This window comes from Olleya sp. UBA1516 (assembly GCF_002323495.1).
Lineage (GTDB): Bacteria > Bacteroidota > Bacteroidia > Flavobacteriales > Flavobacteriaceae > Olleya.
This window is the reverse complement of record NZ_DCQO01000017.1, coordinates 149,528-165,649: the sequence shown is the minus strand read 5'-3', so window position 1 is coordinate 165,649 and position 16,122 is coordinate 149,528. Positions and strand designations below refer to the sequence as shown.

Genomic DNA, 16,122 nt, shown 5'->3' with positions numbered 1-16,122 from the left:
TAATAATTATTTTGCAAATTTTTCGATGATATTAAAGATGTATTTTAAAGCATTTTCTTCGGTTGGAGGCACACCAACAACCATTTCGCTTTTAACTGCATTTCCTTTAATTTTTGATGCAGTGATATAAGCATCCTCTGTAGTATTCAAAAACCATTCTAGCTTACCACTTCTGTCAATTCCCATCTCTTCTATTGGTAGTTGTTGTGCTAATTGTTTAGCGCTAACAAATACAGAATAAGAATTGTCTAACATCATTTTTTTAGTTTTAGATGTTACTTTAGCATCAAATGTACCTGAGACGATTTTATTCATTTCTACTTGAGATGTACCTAAAAAAGCAATTCCGTCTTTAATTACAAAGTGAATAGCCAGTGGGCTTCTTGGGACTTCAAATGTGTAATAACCATTATCAAAAGTTGCCATTTCTTTATTTACAGTATATTGTATTAATTTATTAAGCATACTAGGCTCATCCGTAGATGCCATTAATAAAAAATCTGGAACTGTTTCTGTTTTTGTTTTTTCAACTTCAACATACTCATAATCGTCATTATATTGGTATGTAGTATAGGTAACTTCTTGCTGAGAGATACCTGATAATAAAAATAGTAAATCTCCATTAATTACTTCTCCAACAGCTTCCTCATCTAATAATAAAGAAAATAAATCTATACCCAAACTAGCTTCTTCTCCGTAGTATGGCATGTTGCTATACATAGACTTCATTAATTTAGGATACTCTTCTAACATGGCTTCTGTGTCTATAGAGTAACTCATAAAACCAATCATTCTGTCTTCATTTACATAGTCTAAAAACTTTTTATTAAGTTTTCTAGAGGTCATTTTTTTATAACTATCTGCCATTTGATCAGACATAGTATACTTTGTATTTAGTACCATTTTGTCGTTTTCTAAAAACAATTTAGCTGTTAAACCATTATTAGCATACATGCTTGATAAATCAAAACCAACTAATTGATTGTAGTACATAGACCCTAACATATTAGAATATAGTTGACCAAAGTCATTGACCCATAATGTAGCTTCTGCTTTACTATCTAGGCTACTTAAATATGATTTGTTTTTTAAGATAGAACGATTTGGTTGTTGCTTTAAAAGCTGCTCTGCCTTTAATAAAGCCCAATTTTTATTTATGGCATTTTTAATTTGGTAGTTAGATGTATCATTATTGTAATCATACTCTACAACCTCAGTAGCTTCCTCTTCAATATACTCGTCCTCATAAACCTCTTCACTTTCTGTAGACTCGATAACCGTTTCTTCTATTTCTTCCTCATATGCTTCTTCAGCCTCAATAACTTCATCATCGTAATCCTCTGCACTTTCAACAACAGCATCATCTATTGCGTATCCATAGTAATCATCTTCTGTTAGTCCGTAACGCTCCATGACTTCTGGGTTTTGAAAATACGCCTCGTTAGTGCTTCCTACAACCATAATTAATGTTGAGCTATCCCAAACAATACCGCCTTGATTATGATCTTTAAACGATCTTATTCCGTTAACGTTTGCAATTTCTTTTTTGCTTTGAGTTGTTAAAAAACTTTCAAAAGCAGTTACATTTTTTAAAGGAACGATAAATGCATTGTAATTAATACTATCATTAGCTTGGAAAAAATAATGAGCAGAGCCATTTAAGTCAAAACCAAAATCTTCCAACGAGTTGTATTTAGTCTGTTTTCTGGATAATTCTTTTAAAATCTCAGTTCCCATAAACGAGTTATTTAACTCATCTATTGACATTAATTGTAACAAATTATTTCCTTTTATTGTGGCAACAACAGCTGCATCACTTGGGATTTTTGATGTTGAATTTTGTGCAAAAGAAAATACAGATACACATAGCATGATTATACATGATAATTTTTTCATTGGTTGGGTGTTAGTTTAAGGATTATTTTTTTAATTGGATATGAGTGGTAAAATCTCCAGTACCATTAATCACATCCATTGCACTTACGCGTTGCATAACTGCTTTTTTGGAATTAGAAACTTTAGCTTGTTTATTATTTTGACTGATTACCTCGTTATCAAATCTATAAATCACTGTATAAGAGGCATCATTAAACACCTTTTTATTCTCGGTTTTTAATTTATTATACTGTTTTTTTACTTCTGAAGAGTAAGTGTATCTTCTTTTAAAAACACCATTTTTATCATCAAAAAGATAAGAAGTGGATCCTGCGTTACTTTTTTGCTGACTAGTTATTTTGTTAGTAATCTTATTGATATTATCGATTTTATTGAAATCACATTTTACTGAAAACACAAAATTTTCGTAATCTGCTGTTTTAACAATATTAGTAATGCCTTCTGCTTTTTTAAGCTCCGAAACCATATCGTTTAATCCTTTTTGTATATCTGCTTTTGAAGGCACTTTATAACCATTAACAGAGTCTAACAACATGATTGAAGCTAATTTTGATTTGCTTTTACTCATGTTTAATGTAAAGGTCATTGTACCTGTACCATCACTATTTAGATCAATCTCTTCAATAATTTCAAAACAAGATGTTATTGAAAAAAACACCAATAACAAAAGACTGTATTTTAGGTAACTAGGACTTTTCATGTAAATTGCTTTAGTATTCAAATATACTGAAGCTATTTGTTATATGCATCAAAAAAAAACTCCGAAATTAATTTCGGAGCCTTAGTTTTATTCTTCTATTTGCTTTTCTATAACAAAATCTTCCATAAATTTAGTGGTATAATTACCAGCTAAATAATCTGGATGATCCATTAATTGTCTATGAAAAGGAATGGTTGTTTTAATTCCTTCTATAACAAACTCGTCTAAAGCACGCTTCATTTTATTGATAGCTTCTTCTCTAGTTTGAGCTGTTGTAATTAACTTAGCAATCATTGAGTCATAATTTGGCGGAATGCTATAACCTGCATATACATGCGTGTCTAGTCTAACACCATGACCACCTGGAGCATGTAATGTTGTAATTTTTCCTGGTGACGGACGGAAGTCATTAAAAGGGTCTTCCGCATTAATACGACACTCAATAGAATGTAAATTTGGAGTATAGTTTTTTCCAGAAATTGGCACACCTGCTGCAACTAAAATTTGCTCACGGATTAAGTCAAAATCAATAACTTGCTCTGTAATTGGATGCTCTACTTGGATACGCGTATTCATTTCCATGAAGTAGAAATTTCTATGCTTATCTACTAAAAACTCTACTGTTCCTGCACCTTCGTATTTAATATATTCTGCTGCTTTTACAGCTGCTTCACCCATTTTTTTACGTAAAGCTGTTGTCATAAAAGGAGAAGGTACTTCTTCTGTTAACTTTTGGTGACGACGTTGGATAGAGCAATCTCTTTCTGATAAGTGACATGCTTTTCCTGTGCTATCTCCTACAATTTGGATTTCGATGTGACGTGGCTCTTCAATAAGTTTTTCCATGTACATATCATCATTTCCAAAAGCTGCTTTAGATTCTGCACGAGCAGACTCCCAAGCGTTTTGCAAATCTTCTTCTTTCCAAACAGCACGCATACCTTTACCACCACCACCTGCAGAAGCTTTAAGCATTACAGGATATCCTGTTTCTTTAGCTACTTTTAGGCAGTCTTTAAAGTCTGCTATTACACCTTCGCTTCCTGGTACTACAGGTACACCTGCAGCAATCATAGTTGCTTTAGCGTTTGCTTTGTCTCCCATTCTGTTAATCATCTCTTCAGATGCACCAATAAATTTAATTTGGTGTTCTTCACAGATTTTAGAAAACTTAGCATTTTCAGATAAAAATCCATAACCAGGATGGATGGCATCTGCATTTGTAATTTCTGCTGCAGCAATAATATTTGACATTTTTAAATAAGACTCACTACTTGATGGAGGTCCAATACAAACTGCTTCATCAGCAAATTTGACGTGTAAACTCTCAGCATCTGCAGTAGAGTATACTGCAACGGTCTTTATGCCCATTTCTTTACAGGTTCTGATAACACGTAATGCTATCTCTCCTCTATTGGCAATTAATACTTTTTTAAACATCTTGTATAAATTAGATAATTAGACGATTTGATTATTCGATTTTATACTACTTTATAAGTAGCTAAAAAATACTAATAATCTAAAATTAAGATGGGTCTACTAAAAATAATGGTTGATCAAACTCTACAGGAGAAGAATCGTCCACTAATATTTTAACGATTTTACCTGATACTTCAGATTCTATTTCGTTAAATAATTTCATTGCTTCAATAATACAAAGTACATCACCTTCTGCAATTGTTTGTCCTACCTCTACAAATAATGGTTTGTCAGGAGATGGTTTTCTGTAAAAAGTCCCAATAATAGGAGATTTAACAGTGATATATTTTGAATTTTCATCAGCTGCAGGTGCTGCTGCCTCTGTAGAGGCTGGTGCTGCTGGAGCTTGTTGCATTGCTTGTTGCATTGGCATTTGAGCCTGCATAGGAATTTGTTGAACGTAAGTTGTCTCTGTTTCTGATCCCGTTTTTATCGTGATTTTTACATCGTCAGTTTCTAATTTAACTTCACTTGCTCCTGATTTAGCAACAAATTTAATTAAGTTTTGAATGTCTTTTAAATCCATAATTATAAGTTATTAATCTTTATTTTAGTTAGTTTAAGAGTTGTAAGCCCATTTTAAATAAATAGAACCCCAAGTAAATCCACCTCCAAAAGCAGCAAATATTAAATTATCTCCTTTTTTAAGCTTGGATTCAAAATCGTTTAATAATAATGGTAATGTTGCAGAGGTTGTATTACCATATCTGTGTATGTTTTTTAAGACTTTATCGTCTTGTAAGCTCATTCTGTTAGCTGTTGCGTCAATAATACGCATATTAGCTTGGTGTGGCACCAACCATGATACATCATCATGACTAAGGTTGTTACGTTCCATTATTTTTTCGCAAACATCTGCCATATTAGAAACCGCAAACTTAAATACTGTACGTCCATCTTGGTGTACGAAGTGTTGTTTGTTGTCTATGGTTTCCTGTGAAGGTGGTAATATTGATCCACCTGCTTCAATTTTTAAAAATTCTCTACCAGAACCATCACTTCTAAGGTATTCATCCTGAAAACCTAGACCTTCTGTATTTGGCTCTAATAAAACAGCTCCTGCACCATCTCCAAAAATAATGCATGTAGCACGATCTGTGTAATCTATTATAGACGACATTTTATCTGCTCCAATAAGTAATATTTTTTTGTAACGTCCAGACTCTATATAGCTGGTTGCTGTGGACAAACCGTAAAGAAAGCTAGAACACGCTGCTTGCAGATCATATGCAAAAGCATTGGTTGCACCAATTTGGGTTGCTGTATAAACCGCTGTTGCAGCCACAGGTAAATCTGGTGTTGCAGTTGCGACAATAACTAAGTCTATTTCTTTAGGGTCTAGATTGCGTTTTTTAAGCAGGTCTTTAGCTGCATTAATGGCTAGGTAAGATGTCCCTTCGCCTTCTAGTTTAAGTATTCTACGCTCTTTTATTCCTGTTCTTGATGTTATCCATTCATCATTTGTGTCTACAAGAGTTTCTAGTACCTTGTTAGACAAAACATAGTCTGGTACATAGGCACCAACAGCAGTAATTGCAGCAGAGATTTTGCTCATTTTTTAGCTATTTTAGTCAAAAAAAGGTCTAAAATGACCCATATTGACTTAATTATAATAAAATTACTCTTTTTTAGACTAATTCTATGCAAAGTAAATGCTTTTTAACGTAAAGAAAAACAAATCATAAAAAAAACGCCCACAAGTGAGCGTTTTTCTATATGCATGCATAGTAATTATGCTACGTTTTCTTCAACTGAGTTGTCAATTAAAACTTGACCTCTGTAGTAAAGTTTACCTTCACTCCAGTGCGCTCTGTGGTATAAATGAGCTTCACCTGTTGTTGGGCAAGTTGCAATTTGTGGCGCAACTGCTTTATAATGTGTTCTTCTCTTATCTCTTCTTGTTTTCGAGATTTTTCTCTTAGGATGTGCCATTTTATATTATTATTTATCCGTTAATAGTTTTTTTAATGTTTTCCAACGAGGGTCTGTTTCCTCTTTGTCTTCTTTTTTATCTTTTAGCTTTGGGCTAAGTTCATCTAATTTGTCAAGTATTTCAGAATCTAATGTTCCGTCTTCCACACCTGGATGTATACGTTTACTTGGTAATGCTAACACAACTGACTCATATATATATTGTTGTACATTTAGTTCATATTCTCCATGTGGAATGATTAATATGTCTATATGCTCATCATTATACTCGTCTCCAAATTTTACTACCAAATCAAATTCTGTTGTTATTGGCAGGTCAAATGGTTCGTTTGTAACATCACAATTGACGTTTACTGTTCCTGAAATATCAAAATGTAACTCTAATAAAGTTGATTTTTTTTCTAAAATTAAATCTACTTTAATATTACAAGAGTTAAAGTCTTCATATTCAAAATGATTAAAGAACGTTTGATCTATACTATAATCAAAATGATGTTTTCCTATTTTTAAACCTACAAATGGTATTGTAAATTCTTTTAATTGCTTCATTACCACATCTATTTTGAGCCTGCAAATATATAAAATTTTCTTTATTAAAAAGACTTATAAACATTTTTTTGTTTATATCTTTCTTTTTGAAAATCCTAATGGGTTTTTGGTAAGCTCTTCGTATTCTTTTCTGTTGTTAAAAATCTGTATTCCTGTAAAAATAGCTTCTTTAAAAGAACTGATATCTGCGGTTCCTTTTCCTGCTATTTCATAGGCTGTTCCATGATCTGGAGATGTTCTTACACGATTTAATCCTGCGGTATAATTTACACCTTGTCCAAAAGATAACGTTTTAAATGGTATTAATCCTTGATCATGATATGATGCAATTATAGCGTCAAAATTTTTGTAATTGTCTGATCCAAAAAAACTATCGGCTGCATATGGACCAAAAACTAGCTTACCTGTCGCTTTAATTTTTTGTAATGTTGGTCTTAAAACGGTATCGTCTTCACTTCCTATTACACCATTATCACCTGTATGTGGATTAATGCCTAAAACAGCAATTTTTGGTTTACTAATTTTAAAGTCCTGAACCAATGATTGATATACTGTCGCAATCTTTTCTTCGATAAGTTTAGGGGTAATATGATTAGCAATATCTTTTACTGGTACGTGATCTGTTAATAACCCAACCCTTAATCCTTGAGTTACCATAAACATTAAACTATTACCTTCCAGCTCCTGGTTAAGATAATCTGTGTGACCAGGAAACTTAAAAGTGTCCGACTGTATATTATGCTTGTTAATTGGAGCTGTAACTAATACATCTATTAAATCTTCCTTTAGCGCTTTTGTTGCTTGAACTAGAGATTTAATTGCGTATTCACCTATTTTAAGATCCTCTTGACCAAAATTTATGTTTACGTTTTCTTTCCAGCAGTTTAAAACGTTGACACGTCCAGGTAATGCTTGATTTATATTATGGATACCATTTAAATTAATATCCAATTTTAGGTGGTTTTTTACAAAACTCATGGTTTTGATCGAAGCAAAAATAATTGGCGTACAAAAATCTAACATCCTATTATCTTCAAATATTCTTAAAACCACTTCGGCTCCAATACCATTTAGGTCTCCTATTGATATTCCTAGTCTAATATTTTCTTCTTTCTTCATTAATACTAATAACTATTGTTTGTAAATTTACCAAAGCAAATTTAACCAAATAATACGATTAAGTTTATGTTTACCGGAATAATTGAAACACTAGGTACTGTTAAACAATTAACAACAGTTAAGGACAATTTAGATATTACTATTGAAAGCACCATTACTAATCAGTTAAAAATAGATCAAAGTGTGGCACACAATGGTGTCTGTTTAACTGTAGTTGAAATAAATGATGACCAATACAAAGTTACTGCAATTAAAGAAACTTTAGACAAAACCAATATTGGAGATTTACAAATAAATGATATTGTAAATATAGAACGTGCTATGAAACTTGGAGATAGGTTGGATGGTCATATTGTACAAGGTCATGTAGACCAAACAGCACTATGTATAGAAGCTAAAGAAACTAACGGAAGCTGGCTGTATACATTTAAATACGATCAAGAGCTAAACAATATTACAATAGAAAAAGGATCTATTACGGTAAATGGCGTAAGTCTAACTGTTGTAAACTCTCAAAAAAATAGTTTTAGCGTAGCCATAATACCTTATACGTATGAGCATACAAATTTTAAACAATTTAAAATTGGCACTAAAATAAACTTAGAATTTGACGTTATTGGAAAGTATGTAAAGCGTCTAAACGAATTAAATGTTTGATGACTTACGCTTAGATATCAACTTATAAACACCATATAACAAACCTATAACTACAAGCACAATAATATTACCATCTATTGGCAACCCTACTGGAGGTACTTGTTGTGCTGGAGGTGGTGGAGTTACTATCTGAGCTACACCAACTATGCTTATTATTAAAAATAAGACTGTTGCTATTAATGTTTTATTTTTCTTCATTGCCGATTTGAGATTGTAAATGTAATAAAAAAAGCATGCTATCAAAACATTTGATTCTCTTTTTTAAACAAAAACACCTTTTAAATACTATTTTCTTCGGTAAACTGCGCTTTTAGCTGTAAATTTTGATTTATTTGACTATTTGATAACATCAGTTTATATTTAAAAATCACTTTATTTTTTACGTGTAAACTATTTATTTTTAACAATATTATAAATTATGACTTAGCATATAGTTCTAAATATTTGTCTCGTACAATTTTACCCACTGGCTTATTTTCAATTTTACTTTCTAACCACGAGATAATATCTAAATATAAAAAAGCACGACGTTCAAAAGGATGGTCTTCATATTGTTTTAAAGTTTCTAATAATTTTTTAAACTCTTTTTTAATGTCCTGAGGATAAATATCTTGTAATCCTCTAATAAATTTTATCATCTCTTTTTGCACTTCATGTAAGTCGTTCATTTTAATTAAAAATTTGTAAGTGCTTTTTAATAAGGTTTCTAAATGATAATCCAGTCCTGCCTCATAATGTGCTACTAAATTTAAAACTCTAGAAAAACACAATAAATCCTCACGCATTGACAATGATTTATTTGAAATAATTTTATCTAAGTATTTAATACACTCCTTATTATTACCAGCTCCAAAATGTAAACTTGCAAACTTGTAATAAAATATCATTTTATGATGCGCATCTATTTTATTATCAAATTGAACTAATTCAGTCTCAATTTCCGGAATCAATATTAAGCCATCATCAAAACTACCATCTATAAAGTGTAAATTTATTTTATGAAAATTACCATACAAAAAAACTAAAGAAGCCACATTTTCATCCTTCGGAAAATTAGATTGGTTAACAACAGAATGAAAGCTAGCCAACTTAGTTTCAAATTTTTCTTTATTTTTTATAAAATATAAAGCCTCTAACAAATAGTTATTTCCTTTTAAAAAAAACACAGGATTTAAGCTAATCATACTTGGGTTTTCATAAAATAAATTCACCCATTTTAAAGCATATTTATAACAGTTTAAAAAGTCCTGTGTTAAAAAACTATACCACAAATATGCTTTATAATACCATAATTTTTCTCTAAACCCCAAAGCAGATAAATCTACTTTAGGCAATCTGTCATTAAAATACGTCGTAACAGCTTTGCTTTCTTCTTCATTTTTTACATAACCCGTTTTTAATATTATACTATAAAGCTGTAATGATAAATTAGATAACTTACTAGCAACAACATTTAACTCACTTAATTGTTTTGCCTGAATAGTTAATTGATCTGCCCTATTACTAATACTTCTAGTTATATACTGTGTTTCGATAATTTTTTCAAGTTCGACAATCTCAAAAGCAAGGTTTTTTTCTTCATTAATTATTGCTAACTCTTTGGCCTTATCTAAGATTTTAAGACTCTGTCTATACAATCCTTTATGATATAATATAGATGCAAAATCCAATTGTTCTCTTATTTGAGAGCGAATATTTTGATGAGAAGGGTTTAATTTAAGACTAATTAATATTTGCTTATACAAGTGTGCTTTAACATTAGCTAACTGCTGTTTTTTAACCACTCCACTTTTTAAAATAGCGTTTTCATTATACACTGAAGCTTTGTCTAAAAGATTAAAAAGATTTAAAAATTTAGAATCAGAATTCACTCCAAGTCTACCCACGTACAATTTAAATTGTCGCTTTTCAGACTTAGTTAAAGACTTAACTAATAAAAATAAATTATCTTTTTGCTCTTTAGTCATCAACTAATTACTTTGTTATGTAACTGATTTTTAGTATTTTATAATATATTTCGTGTCTTGAACATCGTAGCTTCTCCTCCAATGCTAAATCAAACAGTTAACCAAAGTATACATTAGTAATTCAAAAGAAAAATAATTCTCTCTAAAAATGTCAAAAAACGCAATTCAAATATTTGATACAACGCTACGTGATGGCGAACAAGTACCAGGTTGTAAGCTAAATACAGAGCAAAAAGTAATTATTGCTACACAATTAGATCAATTAGGTGTTAACGTAATCGAAGCAGGTTTTCCCGTCTCTAGTCCAGGTGACTTCAAATCTGTAGAAGAAATATCAAAAATCGTAAAAAGCGCTACCGTTTGTGGCCTAACTAGAGCTGTAGAAAACGATATAAAAGTAGCTGCCCAAGCATTAACACATGCTAAACACCCAAGAATTCACACAGGAATTGGCACATCAGATTCCCACATAATTCATAAATTTAAATCTAACAAAGCAGATATCATACAACGCGCTTACGAAGCTGTAAAATATGCAAAATCCTTTGTCGAAGATGTCGAATTTTATGCTGAAGATGCTGGACGTACAGATAACGAATATTTAGCAAGAGTGTGCGAAGCTGCAATAAAGGCAGGAGCAACAGTATTAAATATCCCAGATACAACGGGATACTGCCTACCAAGCGAGTATGGCGCAAAAATTAAATATTTAAAAGAGAATGTAAAAGGTATAGAAAACGCCATTTTATCTTGTCATTGCCATAACGATTTAGGTTTAGCAACTGCCAACTCTATTGAAGGCGTTATTAACGGAGCAAGACAAATAGAATGTACCATAAACGGAATTGGAGAGCGTGCGGGTAATACTGCGCTTGAAGAAGTAGTCATGGTATTAAAACAACACCCTTACCTAAACCTAGATACTAGTATAAAAACCGAAATGCTTTACGGTCTTAGTCAATTAGTTTCAGACAGCATGGGGATTTACACACAACCAAATAAAGCTATTGTTGGTGCAAATGCTTTTGCACACAGCTCTGGCATACATCAAGACGGTGTGATAAAAAACCGTGAAACTTACGAAATAATCAACCCTAAAGATGTTGGTGTTACAGAATCTGCAATTGTATTAACAGCCAGAAGTGGTCGTGCTGCATTAGCATACAGAGCAAAAAACGTAGGTTACGAATTAACTAAACTTCAATTAGATGATGTTTATGCCAACTTTTTAAGTTTTGCTGATAGAAAAAAAGAAATAAATGATGGCGATATTCACCAAATTATTGAAACAAGTAAAGTGTATCAACAAATAATTTCGGCTTAATTATGGGACAAACATTATTTGACAAAGTTTGGGATGCTCACGTTGTAGAAACCGTTAAAGACGGACCGCAAGTATTATATATCGACAAACACTTAATACACGAGGTAACAAGTCCGCAAGCTTTTAATGAATTAGAAGAGCGAAATATACCTGTTTTTAGACCAAAACAAATTGTTGCAACTGCAGACCATAATACACCTACACAAAATCAACACTTACCCGTTAAAGATCTATTGTCTAGAAATCAATTAGAACAATTATCTCAAAACTGTAAAAAAAACAACATTACACTTTACCAATTAGGACACCAATACAATGGGATTGTTCATGTTATGGCTCCAGAATTAGGGATTACCCAACCAGGAATGACAATGGTTTGCGGTGACAGTCACACCTCAACACATGGTGCTTTTGGGACCATCGCTTTTGGTATTGGAACCAGTCAAGTCGCACAAGTTTTTGCAAGTCAATGCTTGCTTTTAACTAAGCCAAAAAGCTTGAGAGTAACCGTTAACGGTAAACTTAAAAATGGCGTATTACCTAAAGATGTTATTTTATACATTATTGCCAAACTAGGTACAAATTCTGGTACTGGTTACTTTTGCGAATACGCAGGAGATGTTTTTGAAAACATGTCCATGGAAGGCCGAATGACCGTTTGTAATATGAGTATTGAAATGGGCGCTCGAGGCGGAATGATTGCACCGGACCAAACCACTTTTGACTATGTAAAGGACAAAGAATTTGCGCCAAAAGGAGATGCTTTTGATAAAAAAGTAGCCTATTGGAAAACATTATCAACGGATACTGATGCTATTTTTGACAAAGAATATGCTTTTGACGCACAAGACATAGAGCCTATGGTAACCTATGGTACAAACCCAGGAATGGGAATTAAGGTTACAGAAAACATACCTACAATAAATGATGCTTCTTTTGAAAAATCCTTAAAATACATGGATTTCAAAAAAGGAGAATCTTTAATTAACAAACCAATTAACTATGTCTTTATTGGTAGCTGTACAAATTCTAGAATTGAAGATTTTAGAGTTGCAGCAAATTATATAAAAGGAAAACAAAAAGCAGATAATGTTACTGCATGGCTAGTTCCTGGCAGTAAACAAGTAGAAGCCCAAATTATAAAAGAAGGCCTTAAAGATGTATTTGACGCAGCTGGTTTTGAATTAAGACAACCAGGCTGCTCCGCTTGTTTAGCTATGAACGACGATAAAATTCCGCAAGGCGAATATTGTGTCTCAACCTCAAACCGAAACTTTGAAGGAAGACAAGGACAAGGTTCTAGAACTATTTTAGCTAGTCCTTTAGTAGCAGCTGCAACAGCTATTGAAGGCAAAATTGTGGACATAACAAAACAACTAAATTAAGATGGAAAAGTTTACAACATTACAATCTCAAGCTATTCCGTTAGCAATAGAAAACATAGATACAGATCAGATAATTCCTGCTCGATTTTTAAAAGCAACAGACCGCAAAGGCTTTGGAGACAACCTTTTTAAAGACTGGAGATTTAACAAAGACAATTCTATAAATGAAGCTTTCTCTTTAAACAATCCCAAATACTCTGGAAGCATTTTAGTCGCTGGAGATAATTTTGGTTGCGGTTCTAGTCGCGAGCACGCAGCTTGGGCTTTAAGTGATTACGGTTTTAAAGTAATAGTTTCAAGCTTTTTTGCAGACATCTTTAAGGGTAACGCATTAAACAACGGACTATTACCTGTTCAAGTTTCAGCAGAATTCCTAAAGGTATTGTTAGACGTTACAACTAATAGCCCAGAAACTGTTTTAGAGGTTAACCTTGAAGCACAAATTATCTCCGTAAAAGATACTTCTTTTAAGGAATCATTTGAAATTGATGCTTACAAAAAAACCTGTATGATTAATGGTTACGATGATATTGACTACTTATTGAGTAAAAAAGAAAAAATTTCGGCTTTTGAAGCCAAAAAAAACATACTAATAATTATACTATGAAATTAAACATAGCAGTTTTACCTGGTGACGGTATAGGTCCAGAAGTGACTAATCAATCTATAAAAGTTTTAAAAGCTATCGCTTTAGAATTTGATCACACCTTTTTATTTAAGGAAGCTCCTGTTGGCGCAATTGCAATTGACCAACACGACAACCCACTACCGGATAACACTTTGGATTTGTGCAAGTCTAGTGATGCCATATTATTTGGGGCGATTGGAGATCCTAAATATGATAACGACCCAACAGCAAAAATAAGACCCGAACAAGGCTTATTAAAACTTAGAAAAGAACTTGGTTTATACGCAAACATAAGACCTGTAAAAGCATACGACATGCTTTTAGACAAATCACCTCTAAAACAACACATTATAGAAGGTACAGATATTAGTATCTACAGAGAGTTGACAGGCGGAATTTACTTTGGCAAAAAACACTTAAGCGAAGACGGAAATACAGCATCTGATTTATGCGAATATTCTAAACACGAAATAGAACGCATCGCGCATTTAGCATTTAAAAACGCACAAAGCAGAAAGAAAAAGGTAACACTAGTTGATAAAGCTAATGTTTTAGAAACCTCTAGATTATGGCGCAAAGTTGTTACCGACCTAGCAAAAGACTATCCAGATGTGACCTTAGACTTTTTATTTGTGGATAATGCTGCCATGCAAATGATTTTAAACCCAAAACAGTTTGATGTTATTTTGACCGAAAACTTATTTGGAGACGTTATAAGTGACGAAGCTAGTGTAATTGGTGGTTCTATTGGATTGTTAGCTTCAGCCTCCATTGGAGACAAATACGCTATGTTTGAACCTATACACGGATCTTACCCGCAAGCAACCGGAAAAGGAATTGCAAACCCAATTGCATCTATATTAAGTGCGGCAATGCTTTTAGAACATTTTGACTTACACGAAGAAGCTAATTTAATAAAAGAAGGTGTAGAAAAATCTTTAAAATTAGAAATCACAACGCCAGATTTAAACGCATCCTACACTAATGTTTCCACCGCTAAGGTTGGAGATTTTATTGCCGATTTTATAAGTAACCCAAATGATACGAATATTAATTTCAACAATATTCACTTAGGACAATCTACGATTATTTAACACTGTTTTTATTAGTCCAAAACATGCTCGGCAATTTAATTGCTGAGCTTTTTTTTGCTTTAAATTATTTATAATTAGACACAAAAAAAAAACCTAAAAACAAAATGTCTTCAGGTTTTTTCAACAAATTAACTAAAGCTTAATGTTCATTTAATCTAAAGTCTGGATAAGCATCCATTCCATGCTCATGAGCATCAAGTCCTTCTAATTCCTCTTTTTCAGAAACTCTAATTCCAACTGTTTTCTTCATTATAAAAATAATTAAAAATGAAGACACAATACATATTGCTGCGTAAGACCCAACACCAATTAACTGGCTAAAAAATTGCGACCCACTAGCTAAATCTCCAAATATACCAACTGCTAAAGTACCCCAAATTCCACAAGCCAAATGCACAGCAATTGCCCCAACCGGGTCATCTAGTTTTAATTTATCTATTAATGATACTGCAAAAACAATTATTGCTCCAGCAATTGCTCCAATTAATATAGCATCTGTCGGACTCATTTGATCTGCTCCTGCAGTAATTCCAACTAAACCTCCCAAAATACCATTTAAAAACATGGTTAAATCAAGGTTTTTATAAAGCATTGTAGACACCAAAGCTGCTACAACACCTCCTGCTGCTGCTGCAAGACAAGTAGTTACAAGTGTTAGCGATGTTAAACTTGGATCAGCAGATAACACAGACCCACCATTAAACCCAAACCACCCAAGCCAAAGTATTAAAACCCCCGCAGTTGCTAATGGTATATTGTGTCCTGGAATTGCTTGAATCTTTCCGTCTTTAAATTTACCAATTCTTGGACCTAATAAACAAACAGCAACTAATGCTGCCCATCCACCAACAGAGTGTACTAAGGTTGATCCTGCAAAGTCATAAAAAGGCGTTTCTAAACTGTCCAAAAATCCACCTCCCCATTTCCAAGAACCTGCAATTGGATATACTAAACCTACATATATAATAGTAAAAACCATAAATGGTCCTATTTTCATACGTTCAGCAACTGCTCCAGAGACTATAGTTGCAGCTGTTGCAGCAAACATCCCTTGAAACAAGAAGTCTGTCCAGTATGTATAGCCTTCGTTATAAGCTAAGTCTAAAATTGCTTTTCCTGTTTCTGGATCAATTACAGTTGGAGATTCTAATCCAAAACCTGCAAAACCTATAAATCCATTAAATTCTCCTGGATACATTAAGTTGAAGCCTACTAAACAATAAAGCAATAGTCCAACCGTGATTATAAATATGTTTTTAAATAGTATGTTAATTGTATTTTTTTGTCTCGTTAGCCCTATTTCCAGAAATGCAAAACCTAAATGCATAAAGAAAACGAGTGCTGTACAGATCATCATCCATACGTTATTTGTAGTAAGTAATTCCATGTTTT

Annotated in this window: 16 protein-coding genes; 5 read left to right on the top strand and 11 right to left on the bottom strand. The window is 32.7% G+C overall.

Annotation, left to right across the window (positions count from 1 at the left end):
- Positions 1-6: 6 nt before the first annotated feature.
- From B2989_RS11075 to pdxA, 8 genes are all read right to left on the bottom strand, one after another.
- Entirely contained in the window at positions 7-1,896 is a 1,890-nt protein-coding gene (locus B2989_RS11075; protein ID WP_292948340.1) for a hypothetical protein, read from the bottom strand.
- A 22-nt stretch (positions 1,897-1,918) separates the two neighbouring features.
- The gene (locus tag B2989_RS11070) at positions 1,919-2,596 is read right to left on the bottom strand and encodes a hypothetical protein (RefSeq protein WP_292948338.1); all 678 of its coding nucleotides are present in this window, start codon (positions 2,594-2,596) and stop codon (positions 1,919-1,921) included.
- Positions 2,597-2,683: 87 nt separating this feature from the next.
- Positions 2,684-4,036 carry an acetyl-CoA carboxylase biotin carboxylase subunit gene (gene accC, locus B2989_RS11065; protein ID WP_145005207.1) on the bottom strand — a complete coding sequence of 451 codons (1,353 nt, stop codon included), beginning with the start codon at positions 4,034-4,036 and terminating at the stop codon, positions 2,684-2,686.
- An 85-nt stretch (positions 4,037-4,121) separates the two neighbouring features.
- Positions 4,122-4,601 (bottom strand): acetyl-CoA carboxylase biotin carboxyl carrier protein, encoded by a 480-nt coding sequence (gene accB, locus B2989_RS11060; RefSeq protein ID WP_145005204.1) that lies wholly within the window; start codon positions 4,599-4,601, stop codon positions 4,122-4,124.
- Between the two features lie 33 nt (positions 4,602-4,634).
- Positions 4,635-5,630 (bottom strand): beta-ketoacyl-ACP synthase III, encoded by a 996-nt coding sequence (locus tag B2989_RS11055; protein WP_145005201.1) that lies wholly within the window; start codon positions 5,628-5,630, stop codon positions 4,635-4,637.
- 176 nt (positions 5,631-5,806) lie between these two features.
- Positions 5,807-6,007: a 50S ribosomal protein L32 gene (gene rpmF, locus B2989_RS11050; protein ID WP_028282597.1), complete on the bottom strand. Its 201-nt coding sequence runs from the start codon at positions 6,005-6,007 to the stop codon at positions 5,807-5,809.
- A 9-nt stretch (positions 6,008-6,016) separates the two neighbouring features.
- Positions 6,017-6,556 carry a YceD family protein gene (locus B2989_RS11045; protein WP_292948331.1) on the bottom strand — a complete coding sequence of 180 codons (540 nt, stop codon included), beginning with the start codon at positions 6,554-6,556 and terminating at the stop codon, positions 6,017-6,019.
- A gap of 72 nt (positions 6,557-6,628) precedes the next feature.
- Positions 6,629-7,675, bottom strand: coding sequence for a 4-hydroxythreonine-4-phosphate dehydrogenase PdxA (gene pdxA, locus B2989_RS11040; protein WP_292948329.1), 1,047 nt, complete (start codon positions 7,673-7,675; stop codon positions 6,629-6,631).
- Between the two features lie 66 nt (positions 7,676-7,741).
- Between pdxA and B2989_RS11035 the strand changes: the two genes are divergently transcribed.
- Positions 7,742-8,332, top strand: a complete 591-nt coding sequence (locus B2989_RS11035) for a riboflavin synthase (RefSeq protein WP_292948326.1) — start codon at positions 7,742-7,744, stop codon at positions 8,330-8,332.
- Here the strand turns inward: B2989_RS11035 and B2989_RS11030 are convergent.
- Both B2989_RS11030 and B2989_RS11025 read right to left on the bottom strand, forming a co-directional pair.
- On the bottom strand, positions 8,321-8,530 hold the full coding sequence (locus B2989_RS11030) for a hypothetical protein (RefSeq protein WP_145005189.1): 210 nt from the start codon (positions 8,528-8,530) through the stop codon (positions 8,321-8,323). The genes B2989_RS11035 and B2989_RS11030 overlap by 12 nt on opposite strands.
- Positions 8,531-8,748: 218 nt before the next feature.
- Positions 8,749-10,299, bottom strand: a complete 1,551-nt coding sequence (locus B2989_RS11025; protein ID WP_292948322.1) for a hypothetical protein — start codon at positions 10,297-10,299, stop codon at positions 8,749-8,751.
- A 148-nt stretch (positions 10,300-10,447) separates the two neighbouring features.
- Here B2989_RS11025 and B2989_RS11020 point away from each other — a divergent pair, with 148 nt between their 5' ends.
- Genes B2989_RS11020 through leuB form a run of 4 tightly spaced genes read left to right on the top strand, consistent with a single transcriptional unit; the run spans position 10,448 to position 14,730 of the window.
- Positions 10,448-11,623: a 2-isopropylmalate synthase gene (locus tag B2989_RS11020; protein WP_292948320.1), complete on the top strand. Its 1,176-nt coding sequence runs from the start codon at positions 10,448-10,450 to the stop codon at positions 11,621-11,623.
- 2 nt (positions 11,624-11,625) lie between these two features.
- Positions 11,626-13,008, top strand: coding sequence for a 3-isopropylmalate dehydratase large subunit (leuC, locus tag B2989_RS11015; RefSeq protein WP_292948318.1), 1,383 nt, complete (start codon positions 11,626-11,628; stop codon positions 13,006-13,008).
- 1 nt (position 13,009) lies between these two features.
- Complete coding sequence (leuD, locus tag B2989_RS11010; protein ID WP_292948316.1) at positions 13,010-13,615, top strand: 3-isopropylmalate dehydratase small subunit; 606 nt, start codon at positions 13,010-13,012, stop codon at positions 13,613-13,615.
- Positions 13,612-14,730 carry a 3-isopropylmalate dehydrogenase gene (leuB, locus tag B2989_RS11005; RefSeq protein ID WP_292948314.1) on the top strand — a complete coding sequence of 373 codons (1,119 nt, stop codon included), beginning with the start codon at positions 13,612-13,614 and terminating at the stop codon, positions 14,728-14,730. The genes leuD and leuB overlap by 4 nt, the downstream gene beginning before the upstream one ends.
- A 139-nt stretch (positions 14,731-14,869) precedes the next feature.
- On the opposite strand, the gene B2989_RS11000 is transcribed toward leuB, so the two are convergent.
- Complete coding sequence (locus B2989_RS11000) at positions 14,870-16,117, bottom strand: ammonium transporter (protein WP_292948312.1); 1,248 nt, start codon at positions 16,115-16,117, stop codon at positions 14,870-14,872.
- Between the last annotated feature and the right edge of the window lie 5 nt (positions 16,118-16,122).

Excerpts from the sequence above, each read along its gene's own strand:
- B2989_RS11075 (WP_292948340.1), bottom strand. The coding sequence starts at position 1,896 with ATGAAAAAATTATCATGTATAATCATGCTATGTGTATCTGTATTTTCT.
- B2989_RS11070 (WP_292948338.1), bottom strand. The coding sequence starts at position 2,596 with ATGAAAAGTCCTAGTTACCTAAAATACAGTCTTTTGTTATTGGTGTTT.
- accC (WP_145005207.1), bottom strand. The coding sequence starts at position 4,036 with ATGTTTAAAAAAGTATTAATTGCCAATAGAGGAGAGATAGCATTACGT.
- accB (WP_145005204.1), bottom strand. The coding sequence starts at position 4,601 with ATGGATTTAAAAGACATTCAAAACTTAATTAAATTTGTTGCTAAATCA.
- B2989_RS11055 (WP_145005201.1), bottom strand. The coding sequence starts at position 5,630 with ATGAGCAAAATCTCTGCTGCAATTACTGCTGTTGGTGCCTATGTACCA.
- rpmF (WP_028282597.1), bottom strand. The coding sequence starts at position 6,007 with ATGGCACATCCTAAGAGAAAAATCTCGAAAACAAGAAGAGATAAGAGA.
- B2989_RS11045 (WP_292948331.1), bottom strand. The coding sequence starts at position 6,556 with ATGAAGCAATTAAAAGAATTTACAATACCATTTGTAGGTTTAAAAATA.
- pdxA (WP_292948329.1), bottom strand. The coding sequence starts at position 7,675 with ATGAAGAAAGAAGAAAATATTAGACTAGGAATATCAATAGGAGACCTA.
- B2989_RS11035 (WP_292948326.1), top strand. The coding sequence starts at position 7,742 with ATGTTTACCGGAATAATTGAAACACTAGGTACTGTTAAACAATTAACA.
- B2989_RS11030 (WP_145005189.1), bottom strand. The coding sequence starts at position 8,530 with ATGAAGAAAAATAAAACATTAATAGCAACAGTCTTATTTTTAATAATA.
- B2989_RS11025 (WP_292948322.1), bottom strand. The coding sequence starts at position 10,299 with ATGACTAAAGAGCAAAAAGATAATTTATTTTTATTAGTTAAGTCTTTA.
- B2989_RS11020 (WP_292948320.1), top strand. The coding sequence starts at position 10,448 with ATGTCAAAAAACGCAATTCAAATATTTGATACAACGCTACGTGATGGC.
- leuC (WP_292948318.1), top strand. The coding sequence starts at position 11,626 with ATGGGACAAACATTATTTGACAAAGTTTGGGATGCTCACGTTGTAGAA.
- leuD (WP_292948316.1), top strand. The coding sequence starts at position 13,010 with ATGGAAAAGTTTACAACATTACAATCTCAAGCTATTCCGTTAGCAATA.
- leuB (WP_292948314.1), top strand. The coding sequence starts at position 13,612 with ATGAAATTAAACATAGCAGTTTTACCTGGTGACGGTATAGGTCCAGAA.
- B2989_RS11000 (WP_292948312.1), bottom strand. The coding sequence starts at position 16,117 with ATGGAATTACTTACTACAAATAACGTATGGATGATGATCTGTACAGCA.